The following is a 24963-nucleotide window of genomic DNA, read 5'->3' on the forward strand; positions in this document are numbered from 1 at the left end:
CGCCCACCGCATGCCGGCACTCTAGCGTCGCCAACAACTGGAAGGTTTGTTGACTATTTCCGAGGGCGGTGTGACCATGGCACGGACGGACGTGGCCTAAACGGGGGGTATGTACAGATGACCGAGCCTGGCGGCGAACTGCTGCGGCTGGCCGCGACCGTTCTGCAACCAGGGTTCGTGGGCACCACGCCGCCCGACTGGGTGCGCCGGTGGCTGGGGGAGGGACTCGGCGGCGTGGCGCTGTTCGCCCGCAACGTCCGCGACCCCGAGCAGATCGCGGCGTTGACCGCGGCGTTGCGCGCGGAGCGGGCCGACGTCCTGATCGCCCTCGACGAGGAAGCCGGCGACGTCACCCGGTTCGAGTCGCGGACCGGCAGCTCGCGCCCGGGCAACCTGGCCCTCGGCGCGGTCGACGACCTGGCGCTCACCGAGGAGGTCGCCCGCGACCTCGGCCGGGAGCTGGCCGCGGTGGGCATCAACCTCGACTACGCACCGGACGCCGACGTCAACAACAACCCTGACAACCCGGTGATCGGTGTACGCAGCTTCGGCTCCGACCCGGCCCTCGTCGCCCGGCACACGGGTGCGTGGGTGACCGGCCTGCAGGCCGCCGGCGTGGCCGCGTGCGCCAAGCACTTCCCCGGGCACGGCGACACCGCCGTCGACTCGCACCACGACCTGCCGCGCATCCCGCGCGACCGGGCCGGCCTCGACGCGGTCGAGCTGCTCCCGTTCCGCGCCGCGATCGCCGCCGGCGTCCAGGCGGTGATGACCGGCCACCTGTTGGTGCCGGCCGTGGACCCGCACCTGCCGGCCACGCTGAGCCGCACTGTCCTCACCGGACTCCTGCGCGACGAGCTCGGCTTCCAGGGCGCTGTCATTACCGATGCCATGGAGATGCGCGCGGTGGTCGACGGGTTCGGCTTCGAGGGCGGCGTGATCGCCGCACTGGCGGCCGGCGCCGACGCGATCTGCGTGGGCGGCGAGCTCGCCGACGAGCACACCGCCGAGCGACTGCGCCAGGCGATCGCCGGCGCGGTGGTGGCGGGGCGGTTGGCCGAGGACCGGCTGATCGAGGCCGCGAAGCGCGTCGAGCACCTGGCGGCCTGGGCCGCGACGGCGCGCGCGGGTGCTGCTCCGGGGCCGTGGTACGGCACGGCCGGTTCGCCGGTCGGGCTGGCCGCCGCACGCCGCGCGGTGAAGGTCGGTGGGACCGCGCCGGTGCTGCCGCTGGCGGGGGCGCCGCACGTGGTCGAGCTGTCGCCGCCCGCGAACATGGCGGCCGGCACGGACACCCCGTGGGGCGTCGCGGCGCCGCTGGCGGCGTTGCTGCCCGGCACCACCGGGGTGCGACTGACCGAGGCCGATGGCGCCGAGGCGTCCACCGTGGTCGGCTCGGCTGCTGGTCGGCCGCTCGTGCTGGTGGTGCGCGACCTGCACCGGCACGCCTGGATGGGTGCCCTGGTGGGCTCGGCGCTGGCCCTGCGTTCGGATGCCGTGGTGGTGGAGCTTGGCGTTCCCGCCGCAATGGTCGGCGCCACCCACGTGGCCACGCACGGCGCGACGCGGTCGAGCGGGCTCGCCGTCGCCGAACTGCTCGCGGGTCGGGGCGAGTAAGCGCGCGCTCGTGGCGAGCAAGCGCTCGCTCCCGGCTAGATGAGTGGGCGCTTACTCCTGGGGGGGTGAGCAAGCGCCCACTTCTCGCTGGCGGAGTGAGTGCTCACTCCGTTAAGGTTCGGTCATGACCGAAACCGAAGGCCGCCGCCGTGCGCCGGGGATGAGTCCGGAGCAGCGTCGCGAGACCGTTGTCCGGGCCGCGCTGCCGTTGGTCTCCGAGCACGGTGCCGCGGTGACCACCGCCCAGATCGCCCGCGCGGCCGGCATCGGCGAGGCGACCATCTTCCGGGTCTTCGACGACAAGCAGGCGGTGCTCGAGGCGGTCGTCGCGGCCGCGCTCGATCCGACCGTCGTGCTCCAGGAGCTCCGGTCGATCGCGCTCGACCAGCCGCTCGCCGTGCGCCTGGTCGACGCGGCCGACGCGCTCGACGCGCACTTCGCCCGGGTCGGCTCGGTGCTCGGCGCGCTGCACGCCACCGGGCGCACCGGGCCACGCCGCGAGCCGGTCCCCGGCGGCCGGGAGCGCTCCGTCAGCACCACGTTCGCCGCGATCGCGGAGATCATCGAGCCCGACCGGGAGCGGCTTCGGCTCCCGGTCGAGACCCTGGTCCACGCGTTCCTCGGCCTGCTCTTCCCGGCCCGGGTCGGCGCACCTGCCGGCCCGCGGACGGTCGCGGTCGAAGACCTCGTCGACGTCTTCCTCTACGGCGCGGTCAAGCCCTAACGGACCCGCACGCCGGCCCGGAACACGGCGCGCACCTCGCGCAGGGCGGTGATGTCGCTGGCGGGGTTGCCCGCCACGGCGAGTAGGTCCGCGTCGTAGCCCGCCGCCACCCGCCCCTTGGTCGCACCCAGCCCGCACGCCGCGGCCGCGTCCGAGGTCACCGCGCGCAGGGCCGCCGGAGCGGGGTCGCCGAAGAGCAGGAACATCTCGGCGGCGTACGGGAGCACGTCGTGCGGTTTCGACGGCCCGATGCCGGCATCGCTGGTGACGATCATCCGGACCCCGGCGTCGCGCTGTGCGGTGAAGATCGAGGTCAGGGCCGCGGAGATCGCCGCCGTCGACGCGGGCACCGGCTCACCGGGCAGGTAGCCCAGCGTGGCCGAGACGATCGTCTCGCTCGCCGCCAGCTTCCCGATCACGTCGTAGTCCGGCGAAGCGCCGTCGGCGGTGAGGAACGAGCCGTGCTCGACCGTGTCGAAACCCGCGTCGATAGCGGCCGCGATGGCCTCCGCGCTATGCGCGTGCGCGGCCGCCGGCAACCCGTGCCGGTGCGCCTCGTCCGCCGCCGCGGCCAGCTCTGGCGGCGAGAACTGGAGCAGGTACGGCTTCGTGCCCCGGGTGATCTCGCCGCCCGTGGCCAGCACCTTGATCACGTCGACGCCGTGCTCGGCGCGGGAGGCGACCGCCGCCCGGATGCCGTCGACGCCGGAGGTCTCGCCGCCCAGCCACCAGCAGTGGCCGCGCGGGCTGGTGATCGGTGGGCCGGCCGACAGCACGTGCGGGCCGGTGTGCGGCGCGCGGTCGAGCTCGGCCCGCAGCCGCCGGGTCACGTAGCCGCGGTCGCCCAGGTCGCGGACCGTGGTGATGCCGGCGTGCAGGGCCCGGGTGGCGGCCACCCGGGCGCCGCGCAACAGCTCGTCGTCGTCCACGGAGAGCAGTCGCCCGACCGGGTCCGGTCCGGCGTCGAACACCAGGTGGGTGTGCGCGTCGACCAGGCCGGGCAGCAACGTCACCGGGCCGAGGTCGAGCACCTCGGCATCGGAGGGTGGCGTTCCGCCGGCGCTGACGCCGACCACGATGCCGTCCTTGACGTACACGATGGGGTCCGCGGTGGTGCCGGTCCCGTCGAACAGCCGGGCGGCGCGGATGGCCAGCATCGTCATTCGGTGGCCAGCAGGTCCTGGTACTCCGGGTGCTTGTCGATGTAGCCGGCGATGAACGGGCACTGCGCGTAGACCCGCAGCCCCCGCTCGCGGGACTCGTCCAGCACCGCGCGGGCCAGCTTGCTGCCCAGGCCCTTGCCCTCGAAGCGCGGGTCGATCTCGGTGTGCGTGAAGGTGATCGCGCCCTCGCGCAGCCGGTAGGCGGAGAAGCCGGCCAGCTCGCCGTCCGCGTTGAGCTCGAAGCGGTGTTTGTCGGGGTTGTCGTTGACCTCGGTTTCCACGTCTACAGTTCTACCCCGTGACCCGCCCGTTGCGATCTCTGCTCGCTCCAGACGCCGTCGCGGCGCTGGTGACCGACGCCTACGACCTGCCGGTCAGCAGGGTGTTGCTGCTGCGCACGCTGGTCAACGACGTCTACCGGGTGGACACCGCGCGGGGGCCGTTGGTGCTCAAGCTCTATCGGCACGGCCGGGACGCCGCCGGGGTCGCCTGGGAGGCGCTGCTCGCCGACCACGTCGCCGGGCGCGGTGTGCCGATCGTCAGGGCAGTGCCACTACCTGACGGAAACCGCGCGGGTACGCACGACGCGCCCGAGGGCGAACGGTCCTACGTGCTCTGGGAGTGGGCGCCCGGCGCACTGCCCGGCCTGTCGATCAGCGAAGCGACGGCCGGCGACTTCGGGCGGACCGTCGCCGCGTTCCACGCCGCCGCCGAGATGGACACGTGCCCACGCCACCGCGACCTTGAAGCGCTCGGCCCGATCGTGGACCAGCTCCGGGACGCGCTCGAGCCGGCCGACCGCGCGCTGATCGACCTGCTCGCCGCCGCGCTGCCGGACCGGCTCGGCCGGGCAGACCTCGATCGGGGGATCTGCCACGGTGACGTGTCGCTCGACAACGTCCACGTCGACGGCGGCCGGCTGGTCCTCTACGACCTCGACCTGGCCGCCATGGACTGGCGGGCGGCCGACCTGGCCGGTGTCGCCACGACGCCGTGGTGGCCGGCGTTCCTCGCGGGCTACCGCACGGTGCGCCCGTTCGGCGAGGCCGACCTCGCCGCGCTGCCCTGGCTCACGGTGCGCGGGCTCCTCACCAACCTGCACTTCCACCTGGTCGACAAGCCCACCTTCCGCGGCACCGACTCGATCGGGGAGGGCTGGGCCGAACGCGAGCTCGTCGCTCTCCGCGCGGCGGCCGGCCGGCTCCTGGGTTGATCCCGGGTGGACACCGGTCCGTACCCTTGGGCGGGTGAATACGCGACGAACGACCGTGAGCCTTCTCGCGGCGCTCGCCCTTGGCGGCGCCCTTCTCGCCGGCTGCAGCTCCGAAGGAGCATCCACCAACTGCGGCCTCGACCAGTGCACCGTCACCTTCGACCGGGGTGTCCAGGGCAACGCCAGCATCCTCGGTGTGAACGCCAAGTTCGTGCAGGCCGACGCCAACACCGTCACCCTCGAGGTGGCCGGCGAGCAGATCTCGCTGAGCACCGGTGGCCAGGCGGTCGACGTGGGCGGTCTGCTGGTCTCGCTGTCGTCCATCACCGACAACGAGGTCTCTGTCCAGATCGCGCGCAACCCCGGCTGACGAGTTTGAGAGGCTGGCATGGCGGGGCACATTGACCGCCATGTCAGCAGTCAGCCGTGCCGAGTCGTCCGCGTCCCGAGCCGCTAACAGTTCCGCCCTGGAGGCCCTCACTCGAGCGGGCTTCATCGGGTACGGGATCGTCCACCTGCTGTTCGCCTGGTTGGCGCTGCAGATCGCGTTCGGGAAGCCGGCCGCCGAGGGTGACCAGTCCGGCGCGATGATGAAGCTCGCGGAGCAGCCGCTGGGCAAGTTCGTCGTCGCCGCGATCGGAGTCGGCCTGGTCGCGATGGCGATCTGGCAGCTCTTCGAGGCGGTCATCGGGCACACCGACGAGCAGGGCAAGCGGCGGGTGTTCGAACGGATCGCCTCGGCGTTCCGCACGATCGTGTACGGGTACTTCGCGTACACCGCCTGGAAGGTCTTCCAGGGCAAGCCCGCCTCGTCGGCCGACAGCCAGCAGAAGACGACGGAAGGCCTGCTGTCCAGCGGCGGCGGCCGGGCCGTGGTGGTCATCGCCGGTCTGGCCCTGGCCGGGCTCGGCATCGGGCTCGTGGTCTACGGGGTGAAGAAGGCGTTCGCCCGGCACCTCAAGACCGGGGAGATGTCGCCGCACACCCGCAAGCTCGCGATGCGTCTCGGCATGGCCGGCTACACCGCCAAGGGTGTGGCGTACGGGATCGCCGGCGTGCTCTTCGTGGTCGCCGCGGCCAACTACGACCCGGAGAAGGCGCGCGGGCTGGACGCCGCGCTGGAAGCCCTCCGTGGCCAGGCGTACGGCGCTATCCTGCTGACGCTGATGGCCATCGGAATTGCCGCTTTTGCGCTGTTCTGCTTCTTGCAGTCGAAGTACCGCAAGGTCTGAGACACTGATCATGGCGATATGTCCGTTCCGGGAGGTATCCGCCATGCACTCGTGACACGCTCCGGACACGAGGATTGACCGGAGCGTGCACAGGGCATACGTAAGAAGCGTGAGAGGAGGCCCGATGGTCGACGCCCGCAACGCCGCCGCACCGCCCCGTGCCGACGCCGATCCGTCGACGTCCGAGCTGGTGCAGCGTGCCACCGAACAGGTTTCCCGGTTGGTCCGCGACGAGCTCGCCCTGGCCAAAGCCGAGCTGACCCAGAAGGGCAAGCATGCCGGCATCGGCATCGGGCTCTTCGGCGGCGCCGGCGGTCTGGCCTTCTTCGGCATCTCGGTGCTGATCGCCACCGCGGTGATCGCCATCGACATCGCGCTGCCGCTCTGGCTGTCCGCGTTGATCGTCGGGGCCTTCCTGCTGATCCTCGCGGGCCTCTTCGCGCTGGTCGGCAAGGGCCAGGTGAAGCGGGCGGTGCCACCGGTGCCGACCGACGTCACCGAGGGACTCAAGGCCGACGTGCAGACCGTCAAGGACGGCTTCCGCGGCAACGGGCACCACAAGAACGGCCAGAGCCGCATCTCAGGGGGTTCGGGGCGATGACAGCATCAGGCAACGGCAGCAACGGGAGCACGTCGTCCGACCCTGCCGTGCTGCGCGCGGAGATCCGCCGCACCCGGGCCGAGCTCGGCGAGACGGTCCAGTTGCTGGCGGCCAAGGCCGACGTCAAGGCGCGGATGAAGAGCTCGGCGAGCCAGGCCCGTGACCGCTTCCGGGCCAAGGCGAGCACGGCGGCGACCCGGATGAGCAGCAACGGCGGCCGGCCGGGGGGCCAGGCCGCGCTGCGACCGAATCCGGTGCCGGTAGCCACGCTGATCGGCGTCGCGGCCAGTGCTGTCGCTGTCATCCTGTTGGTGATGCGTCGGCGCCGCCGCTGAGAGTGCGGCGCCAAGGTGGGGCTACGGGGGGACCACTGTGGGCAGCAAGCGAATCAGCAAGGCCAACTACAAGCCGGTCGGCATCGTGCTCGGGCTCGCGGCCGGCACGCTGTCCGGGATGGTGTTCCAGCGGGTCTGGTCGATGACGATGCACGGACGCACCGCGCCGCATCCGATCGACGAGGATCGCGGCTGGGGCGAGATCCTGCTCGCGGCCGCGTTGCAGGGCGCGATCGTGGCGATGATCCGAGCCTCGATCGACCGGGCGGGTGCCACCGGCGTCCGGAAGTTCACCGGCTACTGGCCGCACGACTAGCGGGGATGGTCGCACCGGGATGAGTAGCATCCCGGTATGCGCCCTCCCCGTACATTCATCATCGCCGTCCTCTTGACGGCGCTGGCCTCGTTGGCCGCGTGCGGCGGCGACGGTGACGCCGCCTCCGGCGACCCGAGCCTGCCGCTGGCCTCGACGCTGCTCGCGAACGCGGCCACGCAGATGCGCACGGTCACCTCGGCCGCGTTCGACATCACGACCGAGGGGGACACCGGCGCGCTGCCGATCCGGTCCGCCAAGGGCGCGATCGACGACACCGGCACCGCACAGGGCACCGCGACGATCGAGCAGGTCGGCATGCCGATCGAGCTGAACTTCATTGCCAAGGACGATTTCCTGTACGTCAAGGGGCTGACCGCGGGCTGGCAGAAGCTGCCGCTGGCGCAGGCGGCGATGGTCTACGACCCGACCGCCATCCTCAACCCGGAGAAGGGGATCGGCGCGGTGCTCGCCACCGCCGAGGGCAACACGAAGGGCCGCGAGACGATCGACGGCGCCCCGCACTACAAGGTCGAGGCGACCTTCAAGGGCTCCGCGATGGCCGGCCTCGTGCCGGGCGTCAGCGGCGACGTGACCGGCACGGTCTGGATCGGCGTCGACAAGCCGCTGGTCAACCAGCTTCAGTTCGCCGTGCCCGGTGAGGGCAAGGGCACCGTGCTGATCAAGTTCGCTGACTTCGGCAAACCGGTCAATGTCGACGTTCCCGCGGTCTAGGAGTCGCCTCGCCCTGTCCGCGGGCGGGGTGGCGGTGCTGCTCGCGGCGCTCGACGCGTACGTCGTCGTGACGATCCTGATCGAGATCATGAAGGATCTCGACGTGCCGGTGAACCGGCTGGAGCGGATCACCCCGGTGGTCACGTGCTACCTGCTGGGCTACGTCGCCGGCATGCCGCTGCTCGGCCGCCTGTCCGACCGCTACGGCCGGCGCCTGGTGATCCAGGTCTGCCTGGCCGGCTTCGCGGTCGGGTCGTTGGTCGCCGCGCTCGCGCCGGGTCTGACCGTGCTGGCGATCGGGCGCGCGGTGCAGGGGCTGGCCGGCGGTGCGCTGCTGCCGGTGACCATGGCGCTGGCCGCCGACCTGGTGGTCCGTCAGCGACCGCTGGCCCTCGGCCTGGTCGGCGCCGCACAGGAACTGGGCAGCGTCCTGGGCCCGCTGTACGGCGCCGTCATCGCGGCTGTCGCCGGTTGGCGTGGGGTGTTCTGGATCAACCTGCCGTTGGCCGCCCTGGTCGCGCTGGCGGTGCACTATGGCCTGCCGGCGCGGTCCGCCGAGCGGCGGGAGCGCCAACCGGTCGACGTGGTCGGTGGTCTGCTGCTCGCGGTCGCGCTCGGGCTGCTGGTGGTGGCGCTCTACAACCCCGAACCGGATCGCGGCGTACTGCCGACCTGGGGGTGGCCGACGCTCGGCGCGTCGGCCGCGGTGGTCCTCGCGTTCATCGCGTGGGAGTCCCGGGCGCGCACCCGGCTGCTCGACCCGGACGGTGCCAAGCTGCGCCCGTTCACCGCCGCGCTCGTGGCCAACCTGCTGGCCGGTGCCGCGCTGATGGTCACGCTGGTCGACGTCCAACTGCTGGCGCAGACGGCGCTCGGCCGCGACGGTCTCGACGGCGCGTTGGTGCTCACCCGGTTCCTGATCGCGCTGCCGGTCGGTGCGGTGCTGGGCGGGCTGCTCACGCGGCGGCTCGGCGAACGGCTCGTGACCTTCAGCGGGCTCGCGCTCGCGGCGGTGGCGTACCTGTTGATCGCGAACTGGCCCGCGGACCTCGCGGCCGCCAGGTTCGGCCCGCTGCCCCGGATGGACACCGACCTCGTACTCGCCGGCTTGGGTCTGGGATTGGTCATCGCGCCGTTGTCCGCGTCGGTTCTTCGCGCAGTGCCCAGTGCGCAACATGGAATCGCCTCGGCCGCCGCGGTTGTCGCCCGTACCGTCGGCATGCTCGTCGGGATCGCCGCCTTGACCGGGTGGGGCCTGCACCGTTTCCAGGAGTTGACCAGCGATCTCGTACCGCCGCTCGGGTTCGGTGTGGACCCCGCGACCCAGGCCGAGCGGATGGCGGCCTACCAAAAAGCGGTCGGAGAGGCGCTACGTCAGGAGTATCGGGAGATTTTCCTGGCCACAGCCGTGTTGTGTGGAATCGGGGCACTCGTCGCCCTAGCGCTCACAGGGCGAGACGTCGATGCCCGTAGCCCGGATGTGGCCATTCCGGTATCGAACTCCGACGCCGCAGATCACATGTCGGAGAAATTCGTCGGGTAGGCTATGCGGAGTTTTTCGGTACGTGGTTTGCTGTTCCCCGCTGTTGATGAGACATCGGGGTTGAGAGACCTCCTTCGTTGAGATGGAGGCCGACTCAGGCGCCGCTGCTCGAAAACGGCCAACCGGCCGCACGGCGTTCGGCCGCCAGTTTCGACAAGGAGATTCACATGGCGCAGGGAACCGTGAAGTGGTTCAACGCAGACAAGGGCTTCGGCTTCATCACCGTTGACGGCGGGGGTGCTGACGTGTTCGTCCACTTCTCGGCCATCCAGACCAGCGGCTACCGCACGCTGGAAGAGAACCAGCGGGTGGAGTTCGAGATCGCCCAGGGCCAGAAGGGTCCGCAGGCCGAGCAGGTCCGCCCCATCTGACGTTTCCCAATACAGACGTAGCGCCGGCCACGCGCCGGCCGAGTGAGCGGCCCGTTCTCACGGGTCGGTGGCGAGCCCCGCATCCTGCCCTGTATGCGGGGCTCAACGCTGTCTACCGGACGCCGGTCTACCGGCGCTTCGCCCGGGTGCGGGCCCGCAGGCCGACCACCAGGACCGCGAGGCCGATGGCGGTGACGATCGGGCCGATGATCGCCCAGATGTCGTCGCCCGACATCACGCTGCCCCGCAGGGTGCCGAGGCCCTGGAGCGTCCACACCAAACCGACGACGATGGCCAACAGACCCAGCGTCAGCCGCAGCCATCCAGCGGTCATGCCCTCACCACCGGTCGTGGACAGCCGGCCGGATGAGCTCGTCATAGGTTTCTCGTACGCCGGCCAGCGCCTCTGCCGTCAGCGGCGGGAGGGCGGCGGTGGCCAGGTTGCCGCGGGCCTGATCAGGGCCGCGGGCACCGGGGATCACGACGGTCATGCCCGGCTGGTCGATCACCCAGCGGAGCGCGAACTGGGCCATCGTCATGCCGGCCGGGACAAGCTGCTTGAGCCGCTCGACGGCGCGCAGGCCGGTCTCGTAGTCGACGCCTGAGAAGGTCTCGCCCACGTCGAACGACTCGCCGTGGCGGTTGTAGTTGCGGTGGTCGTCGGCGGCGAACGTGGTTGCCGCGGTGTAGCGACCTGACAGCAGGCCGCTGGCCAGCGGGACCCGGGCGATGATGCCGACGCCGGCCGCCTTCGCAGCCGGGAGCACCTGGTCGAGCGGCTTGAGGCGGAACGCGTTCAGGATGATCTGCACGCTGGCCACGTGGGGCCGGGCGATCGCGGTGAGGGCCTGGTCGACCGTCTCCACGCTGACGCCGTACGCGGCGATCGCGCCGTTCTCGACCAGCGCGTCGAGCGCGTCGAAGATCTCGTCGTCCTCGAAGACCGGTGTGGGCGGGCAGTGGAGCTGCACCAGGTCGAGCCGGTCGACGCCGAGGTTGGCCCGCGACCGGTCGGTCCAGGCCTTGAAGTTGGCGGCGGTGTAGTTGGCCCGCTCCTGGGGCACGCGCCGGCCCATCTTGGTGGCCACCATGATCGGTTCCGGTCGCCGGCGCAGGAACTGCCCGATGAGCTGCTCACTGCGGCCGTCGCCGTACACGTCGGCGGTGTCGATGAAGGTGGTGCCCGCGTCGACGGCGGCGTCGAGGGTCGCGTACGCGTCGTCGGCGCTCACCTCGCCCCAGTCGGCGCCGAGCTGCCAGGCGCCAAGACCCACAACGGACACGTCGCGGCCGATCCGGCCGAACTCGCGGTACTCCACGCAGGCACCTTATCTGGAACGTTTAAAGGGCCTTGCCGGCGGTCCCGCTGGTGTGCTTGGCTTAACAAGACGTACGTACGGTTTGGAAGGTGGCAGCACATGTGGGACCCCGCCGTTTACGGCCGCTTCGGAGACGAACGTTCGCGTCCGTTCCACGAGCTGGTCGCCAGAATCCCCGCCGAGGCACCGCGTCAGGTCGTCGACCTGGGCTGCGGTCCCGGCACCCTGACCGCCACGCTGGCCGCCCGCTGGCCGTCCGCGCTGGTGCGGGGGATCGACTCGTCGGCCGAGATGATCGCGTCGGCCCGGGCCCTCGACGCGCCGGTCGACTTCACCGTGGGTGACCTGCGGGAATTCACGCCCTCGCCGGGCGTCGACGTGCTCGTCTCCAACGCCGCGCTGCAGTGGGTGCCCGACCACGAGGCGCTGCTGCACCGCTGGGTCGCCGCGTTGCCCGCCGGCGCGTGGCTGGCGTTCCAGGTGCCCGGCAACTTCTCGTCGCCGGCCCACGACGCGGTCTACGCGCTGGCCGAGTCGCCGCGCTGGAAGTCGGTGCTGGGCGGGGTCGCCCGGCGGATGGCTGTGCCGACCGCCACTGACTACGCGGCCTCCCTGGCCTCGGCTTGCGCGGTCGACGCCTGGGAAACTACCTACGTGCACCTGCTCCCCGGCAACTCCGCCGACCACCCGGTGCTCGCCTGGCTGGAGGGCACCGCGCTGCGCCCGATCCGGGCGGCGTTCGGCGCCGACGAGGCCGGCTGGGCTGCCTACCGGGCGGAGCTGGGTGAGCGGCTGGCGGCGGCGTACCCGATCCGCCACGACCGCGCCTTCTTCCCCTTCCGCCGCGTTTTCGTGGTGGCGCACGTTCAAGGAGCACTCTCTTGACCGACCTAGCCGAGTTCATCGCCGGTCTGCCCAAGGTCGAGCTGCACGTTCACCACGTGGGCTCGGCCTCGCCGCGGATCGTGTCCGAGCTGGCCACACGGCACGCCGGCAGCACCCCGGTGCCGACCGACATCGACGCGCTGGCCGCGTACTTCGAGTTCCGGGACTTCCGGCACTTCATCGAGGTCTACCTCTCTGTGGTCGACCTGATCCGTGAGCCGGAGGACGTCCGGATCCTGACCTACGAGGTGGCCCGCGAGCTGGCCCGCCAGCAGGTCCGCTACGCCGAGCTCACGGTCACGCCGTACTCGTCGGTTCGCCGAGGCATGCCGGCACCCGAGTTCTGCGGTGCCATCGAGGACGCCCGCCTGGCCGCCGAGAAGGAGCTCGGGATCGTGCTGCGCTGGTGCTTCGACATCCCCGGCGAGGCCGGGCTGGAGGCCGCGGAGGAGACCCTGCGGATCGCCCTCGACGAGCGCCCGGACGGCCTGGTCTCGTTCGGCCTGGGCGGCCCCGAGGTGGGCGTGCCGCGCCCCCAGTTCAAGCCGTACTTCGAGAAGGCCCGAGCGGCGGGCCTGCACCTGGTGCCGCACGCGGGCGAGACCACGGGCCCGGAGACGATCTGGGACGCGATCCGCGACCTGGGCGCCGAGCGCATCGGCCACGGCATCTCGGCCGCTCAGGACCCCTCGCTGATGGCCTACCTGGCCGCGGAGGGCATCCCGCTGGAGATCAGCCCGACGTCGAACGTCCGCACGCGCGCGGTGGCCAACCTCGACGAGCACCCGCTGCCGACCCTGGTCGCGGCCGGCGTGCCGGTCAACATCAACTCTGACGACCCGCCGATGTTCGGCACGACCCTCAATGACGAGTACGCGGTCGCGGCCCGCCTTCTCGACCTGGACGCGGCGGGCGTGGCTCGGCTCGCTGTCGCCGCGGTGGAGGCGTCTTTCCTGCCCGCCGGGGAGAAGACCCGAATTACCGACGAAATCACCGCGTACGCCCGTTCAGCGGTTTAGGGGCGGTCAGCGGGCAGGTCAATGTCCCGACCTGCCCGCACCGGATGCGGAAGAGGAATTCCCGTTCCGCGACAACCCGACATGAAAATTGTTTTCGCGTCTTAGCCTTTGGCATTCAACATCAACTCGCTGGACGCGAATTGCGACACCGAAGATCAACTCGTGCGGACGCTTTGCTCTGCACCCATATACGCACCACTCCGCGACGGGCGTGGTGCGTATATGGGTGCAGAGCAAAGCCCCACGAAATGGGGAGTCAGCGGCGCCTGCGGGGCGGGCTGCTCCCGTTCGCTTGCTTGCTTGCTTGCGTTGCGGCAAGGGGATGACCGCCGGCGGCTGCGCCCCGCGCGGTGGGCTACTTCCGCGAGGTCGCTTTCTGCTTGCGCTGCGGCGCGGGGTGGCGGCGTGGTCGGACCGGCGGCGGCGGCTGCGCCGCGCGCGTCGGGCTTCTTCCGTGCGGTTGCCTTCTGCTTGCGCTGCGGCGCGGGGGTGACGGGGCGGTCGGACCGGCGGCTGCGCCGCGCGTGGTGGGCTTCTTCCGCGAGGTCGTTTTCTGCTTGCGCTGCGGCGTGGGGGTGGCGGGGCGGTCGGACCGGCGGCGGCTGCGCCGCGCGTGGTGGGCTTCTTCCGTGCGTTTGCTGCTTGCGCTGCGGCGTGGGGGTGGCGGGGCGGTCGGACCGGCGGCGGCTGCGCCGCGCGTGGTGGGCTTCTTCCGTGCGTTTGCTGCTTGCGCTGCGGCGTGGGGGTGGCGGGGCGGTCGGACCGGCGGCGGCTGCGTCGCGCGCGGTGGCTACTTCCGCGAGGTTGGTTTCTGCTTGCGCTGCGGCGTGGGGGTGGCGGGGTGGTCGGAGCGGCGGCGGCTGCGCCATGCCCGGCGGCCTACTTCCGCGAGGTCGCTTTCTGCTTGCGCTGCGGCGTGGGGGTGGCGGGGTGGTCGGAGCGGCGGCGGCTGCGCCATGCCCGGCGGCCTACTTCCGCGAGGTCGCTTTCTGCTTGCGCTGCGGCGTGGGGGTGGCGGGGTGGTCGGAGCGGCGGCGGCTGCGCCATGCCCGGCGGCCTACTTCCGCGAGGTCGCTTTCTGCTTGCGCTGAGGCGCCGGGGTGACGGGGTGGTCGGAGCGGCGGCGGCTGCGCCATGCCCGGCGGCCTACTTCCGCGAGGTCGCTTTCTGCTTGCGCTGAGGCGCCGGGGTGACGGGGCGGTCGGACCGGCGGCGGCTGCGGATCTGGAGGGCGAGCACAGCGCAGATCAGCCCACCGACGGCCGCGATCGCGATCAGCAGCCAGGCGGTGCCGTTGCCGCCCTCGCCGCCGGTGGCGGCTGGTGCCGAGGCCGCGAGCGGGGTCGGCGCGTCGCAGTTGGTCTGCTGGGTGTTGTTGGCCGTGCCGACCTGGAACGCCGCGTTGCAGGTGCGGGCGATCGGTGCGCCGAACTCGACCGTGACGGCCCACTCGCCGGCCGGGAGCGTGCTCATGTAGACCAACGTCCCGGGCGCCGAGGACTGGACCATCTTGGCCGGGGCCACGGTCGTGCCGTCGGCTTCCTTCGCGGTCAGCGTCGCGTCGACGAGGCCCTCGGCCGGGTGGCCGTCCTGGTAGGTCACGTTGACCCAGACCGACCCTCGGCCGTCGTGGTTGACCGTGATCTTCGCGCCGCCGTGTGCCGCGGCCGGGAACGGCCAGACCAGCAGGGCGATGACGGCGGCGATCAGAAGGCCGGCGGCGCGGCGGAAGGTCGGCTTCACCGCGCCAGTATCGCCGTCGGTCGATCGTTTCCGGAAGAGCCGGAGGCGGACCGTCCGATGAATCATGGCCGCACGCCCTGCGTCCTGCCGCATAACTGAGGCCAGGCCGGGCCGGGCCGGGTCGCGCGGCCGACAGGCGCCGACCTCGCGCCGTCCCCGGTCGTCTTCCGGGCGCCGGCCCCGCGCCGGGCTGGTCGTCTTCCGGGCGCCGGCCCCGCGCCGGGCTGGTCGTCATGCGGGCGGCGGGCTCCCGCCGCGCTGGTCGTCCGGGCGTTGGCCTGGCGCCGCGCTAGTCGTCTTCCGGGCGGCGGCGCTGGCGGCGGCGGGCGACAGGTTCGCGGGCCAGGCGGCCGACCAGGCCGAACCGGCTGACCTGCTTCACCGGGGCGTCCGGGTCGCGCAGCAGCATGACGACGCTGGCGCCGCCTAGCTGTGCCTGGTCGATGCTGACCGAGCCGTGTGCGGTCAGCGTGACCCGCTTGGCGATGTCTAGGCCCAGGCCGGTGGAGCCGCGGTCGCTGGCGCCCCGGCGCAGTGCGCGCTCCGGGTTGGCGATGCCGGGGCCGGCGTCGTCGACCCGGACCGCCACGTAGCCGTCCCGGCGGGAGATCGCCACCTCGAACGCGGTGGCCTGTGGCGTGTAGCGGAACACGTTGCCGATCACGGCGTCGAGGGCCGCGGCGAGCTCTGCTCGCGGCACCGGGACCTGGATGCGGGTGTGCGCGCCGACTACCCGGTGCGGGCGGTTCTGGTCGTCGGCGAGTTGGGACCAGAAGACCATCCGTTCGCGTACGACCTCGCTCGCGTCACAACTGCCGGGGCCGGCGTCCTGCGAGATGGTCTTGCGGGTGGTCTTGATCAGGACGTCGATCTCGCCCTCGAGCGTGACGATCGCCTGGCGGATCCGGCGGATCGTGCGCCGCCGGTCCAGCTCGGCCTCGCTGAACGAGCCGATGCTGGTGTCGTCGGAGTCCAGGGCGTCGGCGTCGAGGCGCAACACCGTCAGCGGCGTACGCAGGCGGTGCGAAAGATCAGCGACCAGCTCGAACTCGTCGGTGCGGGTGACGCTGAGCCGTTCGGCCATCCGGTTGAACGCGAAGCCGGCCTCGACCAGCTCCCGCGGGCCGCTCGGCTTGACCCTGGTGGTCAGCTCGCCGTCGCCGAGCCCGACCGCGGCCGCGGCGAGCTCGCGTGCGGCGCTGACGGCCCGGCCGGCCAGCCGGTCGACCACGATCACGGTGGTCACGACGAGGGCCAGCGCGATGCCGAACAGCAGCAGCCAGGTCTGGCCGGAACCGCCCGAAAGCACCGGGTCGGCCACGAAGACCTCGATCACCGCGATCCGGTTGCCGACCCGGACCGGTTCGAGTCGCAGCGCGCCGCCGTCGACGTCGACCACGACCGGCGCGATGCCGGCCGAGGCGCGCTCGATGTCGACGCCCGCGGCGCGTGACTTCACGCCGGCCTCGATGCCGTGCACGTGGATGTCGCCGCCGGCGACCTCGATCGCGACGCCGAGCTGTGCCGGGTCGGTGGTTACCGCGAGCGCGCCCGCCACGATGCCGCTGCGGCGGGCAGCGTCGGACAGCGCGTCCTCCCGGTTGTCCTTCTGGACGGCGATGCCCAGGGGGATGAGGAACGCGAGCGCGACGATCGTCGTCATGCCGGCCGCCAGCGCGGCCAGCGTCGGCCTCAGTCTGGGGCTACCAGGCGGAAGCCGACCCCCCGCACGGTGCGCAGGTAGCGGGGCTTCGCCGCGGACTCGCCCAGCTTGCGGCGTAACCAGTACAGGTGAACGTCGATCGTCTGATCCTCGCCGACGGACGGCTGGCGCCATACCTCCTCCAACAACTCCCGGCGGGAGACTACCCGGCCCGGGCGTGCCGCGAGGTAGGCCAACAGGTCGAACTCTTTGCGGGTCAGCGCGAGCGCCTCGCCGTCGAGCATGGCGCTGCGCTCGCCGACGTCGACGCGCAGGCCGCCGACCTCGTGGACCGCGGGGGCCACTGTGCGGCTGGCCCGGCCGACCCGGCGCAGCACCGTGGTGATCCGCGCGTCGAGATGGGCGCCGGTGAACGGTTTGACCATGTAGTCGTCTGCACCGGCGCGCAACAGCCGGACGATGCCCTGCTCGTCGTCGCGCGCGGTGGCAATGATGATCGGGACGTCGGTGATGCCGCGAAGCATGCGCAGCGCGTCAGCGCCGTCGAGGTCGGGCAGACCGAGGTCGAGCACGACCAGGTCGGGCGTCTCTGCCGCGACCCGGCGCAGGGCATCGAGGGCGGTGCCAACGGCGTGGACCGCATGCCCGCGATCGGCAAGGGACCGCAGCATGGCGCCGCGTACGACGTGGTCGTCTTCGACCAGGAGGACCGTGGCCACGTGAAGAACCTACTGCCCTTGGCAAGTCGGTGAGCGGGCACACTGTCCGTCATCCGGCGCACTCCGCCCGAAACGCCCGACTTAGACCGTCTTAATCGGACATAGTCGTCTGGTCCTTTGGGGAGAACGGCCATTCCTCGTAATCCCGACATTTGCCATCGGGTTCGAAGCGCATGACCCACAGGTCGCGGTACTCGTGCGGGTGTGGCTCGGCGTAGCGCACCTCGACGCGGACCACCGCGGTGCTGCCGTCGACCGCGACGATCTCGCTCGTCATCCGGAACGGCTCGTCCGCGCCCTCGCGAGCCTGCTCCCACATCCGCCCGATCGCCGTCAGACCGACGACCGGCTCCTCGTACGGGCCCTGCGAGTAACGGGCGTCCTCGGTGAATACCTCGGCCAGCGCGTCGGTGCCGGGCGTGCGCCAGACCCGCTCGTACGCCTCGAGCCAGTCCAACACCCGGTCCCGGTCGGTCCCTGCTGCGTCCATGGCCACCTATTGCCCAAGGAAGGGTCCCTTGTTAACGCTTTCCGCATAGGAAGGGTCCCTTGCTAACGCGTAACCGTTAACAAGGGACCCTTCCTTCGTCGGTGCCTAGACCGGTTCGACCACGACCTCCGGCTGCGGCGCGGCTGCCGGGCGGCGGACCGAGCGGAAGCTCAGCGCCACCACGACCAGCCCGGCCGCGATCACCACGGAGACCACGTTCGCGGCGTTCATGCCGTGCACGAAGCTCTCCGCGTCCGTCGTACCCGCGGCGCCCTGTGGCCCCACCGCGGCGCCGAACACCGCGATCAGCACCGCGAGCCCCAGCGTCGCGCCGACCTGCTGCATGGTCTGGAGCACTCCGCCCGCGGCGCCCGCGTCGCGGGGCTGGACCGAACCCATGATCACCGGGGTCAGCGGTACGAAGGTCAGGCCGCCGCCGAGGCCGAGCAGGATCATGGGGCCGAGCAGCGAACCGGCGTACCCGCTGGTGGTGGTGAGTTGGGTCAGCCAGGCCAGGCCCGCGATCATGAGCGGCGCACCGGTCAGGGCGAGCGGCCGGGGCCCGATGCGGTGCAGCAGCCGCGGCACGATCCGGGTCATGGCGAACATCGAGCCCGCCATCGGCAGGAAGGCGAGGCCGGTCTGCAACGGGCCGAAGCCGAGCACGATCTGGATGAACTGGGTCAGGAAGTAGAACGCCGACATCATCGCCGCCGGGCCGAGCAGGAACCCGACGAAGCCGACGGCCCGGTTGCGGTCCTTGAACAGCGACATCGGCACCAGCGGTTGCGCGGACCGCACCTGGACGGCCAGGAACGTGATCAGCAGGACGATGCCCAGTGCGAGCGAGAGCAGCGTCTCGCCGGCGGTCCAGCCGTGGGTGGAGGCGTGGATGAAGCCGTAGACCAGGGCGCCGATGCCGAGCGTGGCGGTGGCCGCGGCGGGCCATTCGAGGCGGCCGGGGTGCCGCTGCGGCTCCCGGACGTGCCGGGGTGCGAGGAACACGGCGGCGATGCCGAACGGCACGTTGATGAAGAGCACCCAGCGCCAGGACAGGACGTCGGTGAGGACGCCGCCGAGGATCAGCCCGATCGCGAAGCCGGCACTGGCCATGGCGGAGAGCAGGGCGAGCGCCCGGATCCGCCGCTGGGGCTCGGTGAAGGTGGTGGAGATCAGCGCGATCGTGTTGGGTCCGGCCATGGCGGCGCCGACGCCCTGCGCGACGCGGGCGGCCAGCAGCCAGGCGGCCGAGGTGGCGAACCCGCCGACCAGCGACGCGACGGTGAACAGGGCGATGCCGATGACGAACATCCGGCGGCGACCGAGGATGTCACCGGCCCGGCCGCCGAGGAGCAACAGACCGCCGAAGGTCAGGGTGTACGCGTTGATCACCCACGACAGGCCGGCGGTGGAGAATCCCAGGCCCTCCTGGATGTGCGGCAGCGCGACGTTCATGACGGTGCCGTCGACGATCAGCATCAGTTGGGCGCTCACGATGATGAGCAGCGCCAGTCGGCCCGGGGCGCGGGCCTCGGTGCCCGCGCTCGTGACAGCGGGCACAGCAGTTTGCGTGGACAAGGTGTGGTTCCCCCGAGAGTGGGTTGCGACAACCGGAGATACTCTCCGCTTAGCTCTGAGCTAGCATATGGAGGACGTCTCCGATTTCGCAACACTATCCGGAGGGTGTCTCCGGAAATAGTGTGTTGTCCCACAGTGAGCAGGGGGTGCGGTGGCCGTGAACGATGCTCGACCGCTGCGTGCCGACGCGCGACGCAACCGCGAGAAGGTCATGGTCGCCGCCCGTGCGGCGTTCACCGAGCACGGTGAGAAGGCCACGCTCGACGACATCGCCCGCCGGGCCGGCGTCGGCCCGGGCACGCTCTACCGCCACTTCGCCGACCGGGAGACGCTGCTCGCGGAGGTCTACCGCCACGACATCGAGGGACTGGCCGAGCGCGGCCGGGCCCTCTCCGAGCAGTACCCGCCCGGCGAGGCGTTCGCCGAGTTCCTGCGGATGGAGTTCGACTACATCAAGGCCAAGCGGGGCCTCGGCACCGCGGTCAAGCAGATGCTCGGCACGGGCTCTTCGACTCTGATCGAGTGCAAGGGCGTGATGCGGGACGCGATCGGCGACCTGCTCGGGCGCGCCCAGGAGGCCGGCGCGATCCGCAAGGAGGTCGAGCCCGACGACGTGCTGCGCCTGGTGCACGGCGTCGTGATGGCCACCGAGTCGGCGCCGGACATGGCGGACCGCCTGCTCGGCTTCGTGCTCGACGGCCTCCGCCCGCCGGCCTGAGCACGGCGGGCGGTCGGCGGCAGGCTCAGGCCGGCGCGCCCGGCATCTTGAGCACCCAGCGGTACGCCTGGACCAGCCCGGTGTCGAAGCCGGCGGCCGAGCCCCACAGGAACAGCCGGAACCGCCGGTAGAGCGGCTCGCCCCAGCGGGCCACGATCTCGTCGCGGCGCTCGTCCAGGCGCTTGGCCCACTCCCGGCAGGTCAGGTAGTAGTTGTGCCGGTCGTCGTCGAGGCTGACCAGCTCGAACGGCGAGCGGGCCACGTGCCGCAGGTATTGGTGGAGCAGCAGCGGCGCCGAGTTGCCCGGGTAGACGTACCGCTTCATGAAGGTCGAGATGCCGTGCTTGCGGCGCATCGCCAGCGCGTCGAGGTAGACCCGGCCGCCCGGCTTGAGCAGCTCGGCGTACTTCGCCAGCGTGGTCTTGTAGTCGGGCAGGTGCTCGGTGACGCCCATGTTGACGATCGCGTCGTACTTCTGGTCGCTCCGGTAGCCGAAGATGTGCTGCCGCACCACGTTCACCGGCAGTTGCTCACGCGCGAACAGGTCCTTGAGGTAGCGCTCGGACTCGGCCGCCAGCGTGGTGGTCGTGACGTCGATGCCGCGCCGGGCGGCGTGCTCCGAGAACGCGCCCCAGCCGCCGCCGACCTCCAGCACCCGGTCGCCGGGCTTGACCTCGATCGCCTCCAGCGCGAGGTCCATCTTGCGGGTCATCGCGTCTTCGAGCGGCTCGTCGTCGCTGGCGAACACGCCCTCGGTGTAGCAGCGGTGCCGCTCGTCGAGGAAGGTCAGGAAGAACTCGCTGTCCTCGTCGTAGTGCTGCGAGATGGCTCGGCGGTCGTCCTCCTTCCGCCCGTGCAGCATGGCGCCCGGGGTGAACCGGGACAGGAAGGCGATCGGATGGAAGTCGTTGAAGAACTTGCGCATCCGCAGCGCGGCGGCCAGGTCACCGTCGACGTCGAGCCAACCCTGGAGGTAGGCGACGGCGACGCCGAACTGGTCGAGGCCGGCGAGGGCCTTGGCGCCTCGGTTGTCCTTGACGGTGATGGTGAACACCGGGTCTCCGGTGCCGAACACATGCGCCTGCGCCCCGGCTGGGGCGACCGCGAACGGTACGGCGGGCTCGGTCGCGAAAAACGTCTGGTAGCGGCGCTGCAGCGCGGCGATCATGTCCGACGGGCTCACGAGCTGAATGTAACTCCCAGGTCCGGCTGGGCGCAGCGTTGCCAGGCGTGATGACTAGCATTTACCCAAACGTCCTACCGACCGAGGAGATCCGCGTGTCCGCATCCCGTACCCAGGCAGTGGCCGACCCCGTCGTCGTCGCCGCGGGGACGACGGCGGCGGACGCGGTGGCCGCGGCCGGCCTGCCGATGAACGGCCCGAAGGCGATCGTGGTCGTGCGCGACGCCGAGGGGCGGCTGCGCGATCTTGACTGGGCGCCGGACGCCGACGCCACGGTGACCCCGGTGGCCATGGACACCCCTGACGGCCTCAACGTGCTGCGGCACTCCACCGCCCACGTCCTGGCGCAGGCCGTGCAGGACGTGTTTCCCGAGGCCAAGCTCGGCATCGGCCCGCCGATCGACAACGGCTTCTACTACGACTTCGACGTGGCCAAGCCGTTCCAGCCGGACGACCTGGCCAAGCTCGAGAAGCGCATGCAGGAGATCATCAAGGCCGGGCAGCGGTTCAAGCGCCGCCGGTTCGCCTCGGTCGAGGAGGCCCGGGCGGAGCTCGCCGACGAGCCCTACAAGCTGGAGCTCGTCGATATCAAGGGCACCGGCGAGCTCGACTCCGAGGAGACCGTCGAGGTCGGCGGCGGCGAGCTGACGATCTACGACAACGTCGACGCCGAGAGCGGCAAGACCTGCTGGTCCGACCTGTGCCGTGGCCCACACCTGCCGACCACCCGGCTGATCGGCGCGTTCAAGCTGATGCGCTCGGCCGCCGCCTACTGGCGCGGTTCGGAGAAGAACCCCCAGCTCCAGCGGGTGTACGGGACGGCGTGGCCGACCCGGGACGCGCTGAAGGCGTACCTGAAGCTGCTCGAAGAGGCCGCCCGTCGCGACCACCGCAAGCTCGGCGCCGACCTGGACCTCTTCTCGTTCCCTGACGAGATCGGCTCGGGGCTCGCGCTGTTCCACCCCAAGGGCGGGATCATCCGGCGCGAGCTGGAGAACTACTCGCGGCAGCAGCACGAGATCGCCGGCTACGAGTTCGTCAACTCGCCGCACATCACCAAGGGTCACCTGTTCGAGACCTCGGGGCACCTGCCGTACTACAAGGACACGATGTTCCCGCCCATGCAGCTCGAGGGCGCGGAATACTTCCTCAAGCCGATGAACTGTCCGATGCACAACCTGGTCTTCAAGGCCCGTGGGCGGTCCTACCGGGAGCTGCCGCTGCGGCTGTTCGAGTTCGGCACGGTCTACCGCTACGAGAAGTCGGGCGTCGTGCACGGGCTGACCCGGGTGCGCGGTCTGACCATGGACGACTCGCACATCTACTGCACCAAGGAGCAGGCGCCGGGCGAGCTGCGCTCCCTGCTCAAGTTCGTGCTCGACCTGCTGCGCGACTACGGCATCGAGGACTTCTACCTGGAGCTGTCGACCAAGGACGACTCGCCGAAGTTCATCGGTGACGACGCCGACTGGGCCGAGGCGACCGCCGAGCTCGAGTCCGCGGCCCGCGAGTCCGGGCTGGAGCTCGTGTCCGACCCGGGCGGTGCGGCCTTCTACGGCCCGAAGATCTCGGTGCAGGCGCGCGACGCGATCGGCCGCACCTGGCAGATGTCGACGATCCAGGTCGACTTCAACCAGCCCAAGCGGTTCGGCCTGGAGTACCAGGCGGCCGACGGCACCCGGCAGCAGCCGGTGATGATCCACCGGGCGCTGTTCGGCTCGATCGAGCGGTTCTTCGGCATCCTGACCGAGCACTACGCGGGCGCGTTCCCGGCCTGGCTGGCGCCGGTGCAGGTGGTCGGCATCCCGATCCGCGACGACCACGCTGAATATCTGGACTCGTTCGTCGCCGCGCTGCGGGCCGAGGGGATCCGGGCCGAGGTCGACTCCTCCGACGACCGGATGCAGAAGAAGATCCGCACCGCGCAGCAGCAGAAGATCCCGTTCATGGCGATCGCCGGTGACGACGACGTGTCCGGTTCGACGGTCTCGTTCCGCTACCGGGACGGCTCGCAGCGCAACGGCGTGCCGCTCGCCGAGGCCGTCGCGCACGTGGTCGAGGTGGTCCGCTCCCGCACCAACGTGTCGCCGTCGGCGGCCTGATGCTGGGCAATCCTGGCGAGCCCAACGGGCTCGAGCGGCTGTGGACCCCGCACCGGATGGCCTACATCAAGGGCGGCGGGGACTCGTCTCCGGACCAGGGGTGCCCGTTCGACCGGGCACCCCACCTGCCGGCTGACGAGAGCCTGGTCGTGGCCCGCGGCGAAGTCGTCTACGCGGTGCTCAACCTGTACCCGTACAACCCGGGGCACCTGCTGGTCTGCCCCTACCGGCACGTCGCCGACTACACCGACCTCACCGACGCGGAGGTCGCCGAGGTCGCGTCGTTCACCCAGGAGGCCATGCGCACGATCCGGCGGGTCAGCGGCGCGCACGGCTTCAACATCGGCCTCAACCAGGGCTCGGTCGCCGGGGCCGGCATCGCCGCGCACCTGCACCAGCACGTGGTGCCCCGGTTCGGCGGCGACGCGAACTTCATGCCGATCGTCGGACAGACCAAGGTGCTGCCGGAGCTCCTCACCGACACCCGTGACCTCCTCTCGGAGGCCTGGTCGACCTCGTAGGCCGGCCGTGGGTGGGCCGTTCGGGGGCGGGAAAGTGAGCGCCGTTCTCGTACCCTCCCTGCATGAGACGGACTCGCGCGGCGTTGGTGCTGGTCGCGGCCGGTGCGCTGGTCGCCGGGTGTGCAACTGAGGCGGCGGAGGCGCGCTGGCGGGGTGGGTCGCCGGTCCCTTCCGCAGCGCCTACGTCCGCCGCACCTGTCGACCTGACCCTCGCGTTCGCCGGGGACGTGCACTTCACCGGCCGGACGCTGGGGCTGCTCGACAAGCCCGCGACCGCGTTCGGGAAGATCAGCGGGACGTTGGCCGACGCCGACCTGACGATCGTCAACCTGGAGACCGCGGTGACCGGGCGGGGCACGCCCGAGCCGAAGCGGTTCCACTTCCGGGCACCCGAGAGCGCGTTCGCGGCGCTGCGGGCTGCCGGGATCGACGCGGCGTCGGTGGCCAACAACCACACCCTCGACTACGGCCAGGTCGGGCTGCTGGACACGCTCTCCTCGGCTTCCGACGCGGACTATCCGATCTTCGGGGCCGGTCGCAACGTCGACGAGGCGTACGCGCCGTGGGTCACCGAGGTCAAGGGTGTGCGGATCGCGGTGCTCGGCATGTCGCAGGTCGCCGAGCTGTCCGGGTCGTGGAAGCCGACGGCGAGCCGGCCGGGCGTCGCGATGGCGTTCGACGCGGCACGGGCGTCGGCGGCCGTGAAGGCGGCACGTGCCCAGGCCGACCTGGTCATCGTCTTCATGCACTGGGGCGTGGAGGGCAGCTCGTGCCCGAGCGGCCAGATGAAGACGTTCGCGAAGCGCATGGCCCGCGACGGCGCCGACATCGTGCTCGGCACCCACGCGCACACGCTGCTCACCGACGGCTGGCTCGGCTCGACCTACGTCCATTACGGACTGGGCAACTTCCTGTGGTACGGCAACTCGCACAGCACGGACTCGGGCGTGCTGAAGCTGAAGGTGCGCGACGGCGCCGTGGTCGACAACACGTTCCTCCCGGCGACGGTCTCCGGCACGGGCCAGCCGGTGCTGGTCTCCGGCGCCGCGAAGAAGCGGATCGAGGACAAGCTCCGGGTGGCGTCGCGCTGCACGGGGCTGGCCGCCGCGCCGTCCTGACCCCCTGTTCGGGGGCGTGGCGTAACCCGGGGGCCGGGTCGTCGTTGCGCCGAACAGG

Annotated in this window: 27 protein-coding genes; 17 read left to right on the top strand and 10 right to left on the bottom strand. The window is 71.2% G+C overall.

The annotated features are described in order from the left end of the window. Positions 1–117: 117 nt before the first annotated feature. Together BLV39_RS23260 and BLV39_RS23265 are read left to right on the top strand one after the other, a co-directional pair. Positions 118–1617 carry a glycoside hydrolase family 3 protein gene (locus tag BLV39_RS23260; RefSeq protein WP_090796710.1) on the top strand — a complete coding sequence of 500 codons (1500 nt, stop codon included), beginning with the start codon at positions 118–120 and terminating at the stop codon, positions 1615–1617. Positions 1618–1741: 124 nt separating this feature from the next. Next, positions 1742–2341 carry a TetR/AcrR family transcriptional regulator gene (locus tag BLV39_RS23265; protein ID WP_090796714.1) on the top strand — a complete coding sequence of 200 codons (600 nt, stop codon included), beginning with the start codon at positions 1742–1744 and terminating at the stop codon, positions 2339–2341. Here BLV39_RS23265 and BLV39_RS23270 read toward each other — a convergent pair. Then, positions 2338–3498 carry an amidohydrolase family protein gene (locus tag BLV39_RS23270; RefSeq protein WP_090797728.1) on the bottom strand — a complete coding sequence of 387 codons (1161 nt, stop codon included), beginning with the start codon at positions 3496–3498 and terminating at the stop codon, positions 2338–2340. The genes BLV39_RS23265 and BLV39_RS23270 overlap by 4 nt on opposite strands. 2 nt (positions 3499–3500) lie before the next feature. Then, entirely contained in the window at positions 3501–3785 is a 285-nt protein-coding gene (locus BLV39_RS23275; RefSeq protein ID WP_090796718.1) for a GNAT family N-acetyltransferase, read from the bottom strand. A 17-nt stretch (positions 3786–3802) separates the two neighbouring features. On the opposite strand from BLV39_RS23275, the gene BLV39_RS23280 reads away from it, so the two are divergent. The 9 genes from BLV39_RS23280 (at position 3803) to BLV39_RS23320 (ending at position 9847) form a co-directional block, all read left to right on the top strand. Beyond that, positions 3803–4717: a phosphotransferase enzyme family protein gene (locus BLV39_RS23280; RefSeq protein WP_090796723.1), complete on the top strand. Its 915-nt coding sequence runs from the start codon at positions 3803–3805 to the stop codon at positions 4715–4717. A gap of 34 nt (positions 4718–4751) precedes the next feature. After that, positions 4752–5087: a hypothetical protein gene (locus BLV39_RS23285; protein ID WP_090796727.1), complete on the top strand. Its 336-nt coding sequence runs from the start codon at positions 4752–4754 to the stop codon at positions 5085–5087. Positions 5088–5127: 40 nt separating this feature from the next. Beyond that, on the top strand, positions 5128–5949 hold the full coding sequence (locus BLV39_RS23290) for a DUF1206 domain-containing protein (RefSeq protein WP_090797731.1): 822 nt from the start codon (positions 5128–5130) through the stop codon (positions 5947–5949). Between the two features lie 124 nt (positions 5950–6073). Next, positions 6074–6550: a phage holin family protein gene (locus tag BLV39_RS23295; RefSeq protein ID WP_090796731.1), complete on the top strand. Its 477-nt coding sequence runs from the start codon at positions 6074–6076 to the stop codon at positions 6548–6550. Further along, on the top strand, positions 6547–6885 hold the full coding sequence (locus tag BLV39_RS23300) for a DUF3618 domain-containing protein (RefSeq protein WP_090796735.1): 339 nt from the start codon (positions 6547–6549) through the stop codon (positions 6883–6885). The genes BLV39_RS23295 and BLV39_RS23300 overlap by 4 nt, the downstream gene beginning before the upstream one ends. Before the next feature lie 37 nt (positions 6886–6922). After that, positions 6923–7201 carry a DUF4235 domain-containing protein gene (locus BLV39_RS23305; RefSeq protein ID WP_239084131.1) on the top strand — a complete coding sequence of 93 codons (279 nt, stop codon included), beginning with the start codon at positions 6923–6925 and terminating at the stop codon, positions 7199–7201. Positions 7202–7237: 36 nt separating this feature from the next. Continuing rightward, positions 7238–7933: an LppX_LprAFG lipoprotein gene (locus BLV39_RS23310; protein ID WP_090796741.1), complete on the top strand. Its 696-nt coding sequence runs from the start codon at positions 7238–7240 to the stop codon at positions 7931–7933. After that, positions 7911–9476: an MFS transporter gene (locus BLV39_RS23315; protein ID WP_090796744.1), complete on the top strand. Its 1566-nt coding sequence runs from the start codon at positions 7911–7913 to the stop codon at positions 9474–9476. Before BLV39_RS23310 ends, BLV39_RS23315 begins: the two co-directional genes overlap by 23 nt. 167 nt (positions 9477–9643) lie before the next feature. Then, positions 9644–9847, top strand: coding sequence for a cold-shock protein (locus BLV39_RS23320; protein WP_007075740.1), 204 nt, complete (start codon positions 9644–9646; stop codon positions 9845–9847). 127 nt (positions 9848–9974) lie between these two features. Here BLV39_RS23320 and BLV39_RS23325 read toward each other — a convergent pair whose 3' ends face one another. Both BLV39_RS23325 and BLV39_RS23330 read right to left on the bottom strand, forming a co-directional pair. Continuing rightward, positions 9975–10181 (bottom strand): hypothetical protein, encoded by a 207-nt coding sequence (locus BLV39_RS23325; RefSeq protein WP_090796748.1) that lies wholly within the window; start codon positions 10179–10181, stop codon positions 9975–9977. A gap of 4 nt (positions 10182–10185) precedes the next feature. Further along, positions 10186–11166 (bottom strand): aldo/keto reductase, encoded by a 981-nt coding sequence (locus BLV39_RS23330; protein ID WP_090796751.1) that lies wholly within the window; start codon positions 11164–11166, stop codon positions 10186–10188. A 99-nt stretch (positions 11167–11265) separates the two neighbouring features. Between BLV39_RS23330 and BLV39_RS23335 the strand changes: the two genes are divergently transcribed. After that, on the top strand, positions 11266–12051 hold the full coding sequence (locus BLV39_RS23335; RefSeq protein ID WP_090796755.1) for a trans-aconitate 2-methyltransferase: 786 nt from the start codon (positions 11266–11268) through the stop codon (positions 12049–12051). Next, entirely contained in the window at positions 12048–13070 is a 1023-nt protein-coding gene (locus BLV39_RS23340) for an adenosine deaminase (RefSeq protein ID WP_090796758.1), read from the top strand. The genes BLV39_RS23335 and BLV39_RS23340 overlap by 4 nt, the downstream gene beginning before the upstream one ends. A gap of 1146 nt (positions 13071–14216) precedes the next feature. On the opposite strand, the gene BLV39_RS23345 is transcribed toward BLV39_RS23340, so the two are convergent. From BLV39_RS23345 to BLV39_RS23365, 5 genes are all read right to left on the bottom strand, one after another. Further along, positions 14217–14813: a hypothetical protein gene (locus BLV39_RS23345; protein WP_090796762.1), complete on the bottom strand. Its 597-nt coding sequence runs from the start codon at positions 14811–14813 to the stop codon at positions 14217–14219. 289 nt (positions 14814–15102) lie between these two features. Next, complete coding sequence (locus tag BLV39_RS23350; RefSeq protein ID WP_090796766.1) at positions 15103–16476, bottom strand: HAMP domain-containing sensor histidine kinase; 1374 nt, start codon at positions 16474–16476, stop codon at positions 15103–15105. Between the two features lie 29 nt (positions 16477–16505). Further along, the gene (locus BLV39_RS23355) at positions 16506–17195 is read right to left on the bottom strand and encodes a response regulator transcription factor (RefSeq protein WP_089255257.1); all 690 of its coding nucleotides are present in this window, start codon (positions 17193–17195) and stop codon (positions 16506–16508) included. A gap of 91 nt (positions 17196–17286) precedes the next feature. Beyond that, positions 17287–17685 (bottom strand): YybH family protein, encoded by a 399-nt coding sequence (locus BLV39_RS23360; protein ID WP_090796775.1) that lies wholly within the window; start codon positions 17683–17685, stop codon positions 17287–17289. A gap of 105 nt (positions 17686–17790) precedes the next feature. Beyond that, positions 17791–19245 carry an MFS transporter gene (locus BLV39_RS23365; RefSeq protein WP_204083052.1) on the bottom strand — a complete coding sequence of 485 codons (1455 nt, stop codon included), beginning with the start codon at positions 19243–19245 and terminating at the stop codon, positions 17791–17793. A gap of 175 nt (positions 19246–19420) precedes the next feature. Between BLV39_RS23365 and BLV39_RS23370 the strand changes: the two genes are divergently transcribed. Then, the gene (locus tag BLV39_RS23370) at positions 19421–19981 is read left to right on the top strand and encodes a TetR/AcrR family transcriptional regulator (protein ID WP_204083051.1); all 561 of its coding nucleotides are present in this window, start codon (positions 19421–19423) and stop codon (positions 19979–19981) included. A gap of 25 nt (positions 19982–20006) precedes the next feature. On the opposite strand, the gene BLV39_RS23375 is transcribed toward BLV39_RS23370, so the two are convergent. Then, the gene (locus BLV39_RS23375) at positions 20007–21164 is read right to left on the bottom strand and encodes a class I SAM-dependent methyltransferase (RefSeq protein ID WP_239084129.1); all 1158 of its coding nucleotides are present in this window, start codon (positions 21162–21164) and stop codon (positions 20007–20009) included. A 95-nt stretch (positions 21165–21259) separates the two neighbouring features. Between BLV39_RS23375 and thrS the strand changes: the two genes are divergently transcribed. The 3 genes from thrS (at position 21260) to BLV39_RS23390 (ending at position 24905) form a co-directional block, all read left to right on the top strand. Continuing rightward, positions 21260–23266, top strand: coding sequence for a threonine--tRNA ligase (gene thrS / locus BLV39_RS23380; protein WP_090796783.1), 2007 nt, complete (start codon positions 21260–21262; stop codon positions 23264–23266). Next, complete coding sequence (locus BLV39_RS23385) at positions 23266–23787, top strand: HIT family protein (RefSeq protein WP_090796786.1); 522 nt, start codon at positions 23266–23268, stop codon at positions 23785–23787. The genes thrS and BLV39_RS23385 overlap by 1 nt, the downstream gene beginning before the upstream one ends. Positions 23788–23849: 62 nt before the next feature. Then, complete coding sequence (locus tag BLV39_RS23390; protein WP_090796790.1) at positions 23850–24905, top strand: CapA family protein; 1056 nt, start codon at positions 23850–23852, stop codon at positions 24903–24905. Positions 24906–24963: the final 58 nt, after the last annotated feature.

The organism is Asanoa ishikariensis (assembly GCF_900107455.1).
GTDB lineage: Bacteria > Actinomycetota > Actinomycetes > Mycobacteriales > Micromonosporaceae > Asanoa > Asanoa ishikariensis.

Excerpts from the sequence above, each read along its gene's own strand:
- BLV39_RS23270 (WP_090797728.1), bottom strand. The coding sequence starts at position 3,498 with ATGCTGGCCATCCGCGCCGCCCGGCTGTTCGACGGGACCGGCACCACC.
- BLV39_RS23260 (WP_090796710.1), top strand. The coding sequence starts at position 118 with ATGACCGAGCCTGGCGGCGAACTGCTGCGGCTGGCCGCGACCGTTCTG.
- BLV39_RS23295 (WP_090796731.1), top strand. The coding sequence starts at position 6,074 with ATGGTCGACGCCCGCAACGCCGCCGCACCGCCCCGTGCCGACGCCGAT.
- BLV39_RS23335 (WP_090796755.1), top strand. The coding sequence starts at position 11,266 with ATGTGGGACCCCGCCGTTTACGGCCGCTTCGGAGACGAACGTTCGCGT.
- BLV39_RS23360 (WP_090796775.1), bottom strand. The coding sequence starts at position 17,685 with ATGGACGCAGCAGGGACCGACCGGGACCGGGTGTTGGACTGGCTCGAG.
- BLV39_RS23290 (WP_090797731.1), top strand. The coding sequence starts at position 5,128 with ATGTCAGCAGTCAGCCGTGCCGAGTCGTCCGCGTCCCGAGCCGCTAAC.
- BLV39_RS23315 (WP_090796744.1), top strand. The coding sequence starts at position 7,911 with ATGTCGACGTTCCCGCGGTCTAGGAGTCGCCTCGCCCTGTCCGCGGGC.
- BLV39_RS23390 (WP_090796790.1), top strand. The coding sequence starts at position 23,850 with ATGAGACGGACTCGCGCGGCGTTGGTGCTGGTCGCGGCCGGTGCGCTG.
- BLV39_RS23320 (WP_007075740.1), top strand. The coding sequence starts at position 9,644 with ATGGCGCAGGGAACCGTGAAGTGGTTCAACGCAGACAAGGGCTTCGGC.
- BLV39_RS23310 (WP_090796741.1), top strand. The coding sequence starts at position 7,238 with ATGCGCCCTCCCCGTACATTCATCATCGCCGTCCTCTTGACGGCGCTG.
- BLV39_RS23385 (WP_090796786.1), top strand. The coding sequence starts at position 23,266 with ATGCTGGGCAATCCTGGCGAGCCCAACGGGCTCGAGCGGCTGTGGACC.
- BLV39_RS23325 (WP_090796748.1), bottom strand. The coding sequence starts at position 10,181 with ATGACCGCTGGATGGCTGCGGCTGACGCTGGGTCTGTTGGCCATCGTC.
- BLV39_RS23265 (WP_090796714.1), top strand. The coding sequence starts at position 1,742 with ATGACCGAAACCGAAGGCCGCCGCCGTGCGCCGGGGATGAGTCCGGAG.
- BLV39_RS23350 (WP_090796766.1), bottom strand. The coding sequence starts at position 16,476 with ATGACGACGATCGTCGCGCTCGCGTTCCTCATCCCCCTGGGCATCGCC.
- BLV39_RS23300 (WP_090796735.1), top strand. The coding sequence starts at position 6,547 with ATGACAGCATCAGGCAACGGCAGCAACGGGAGCACGTCGTCCGACCCT.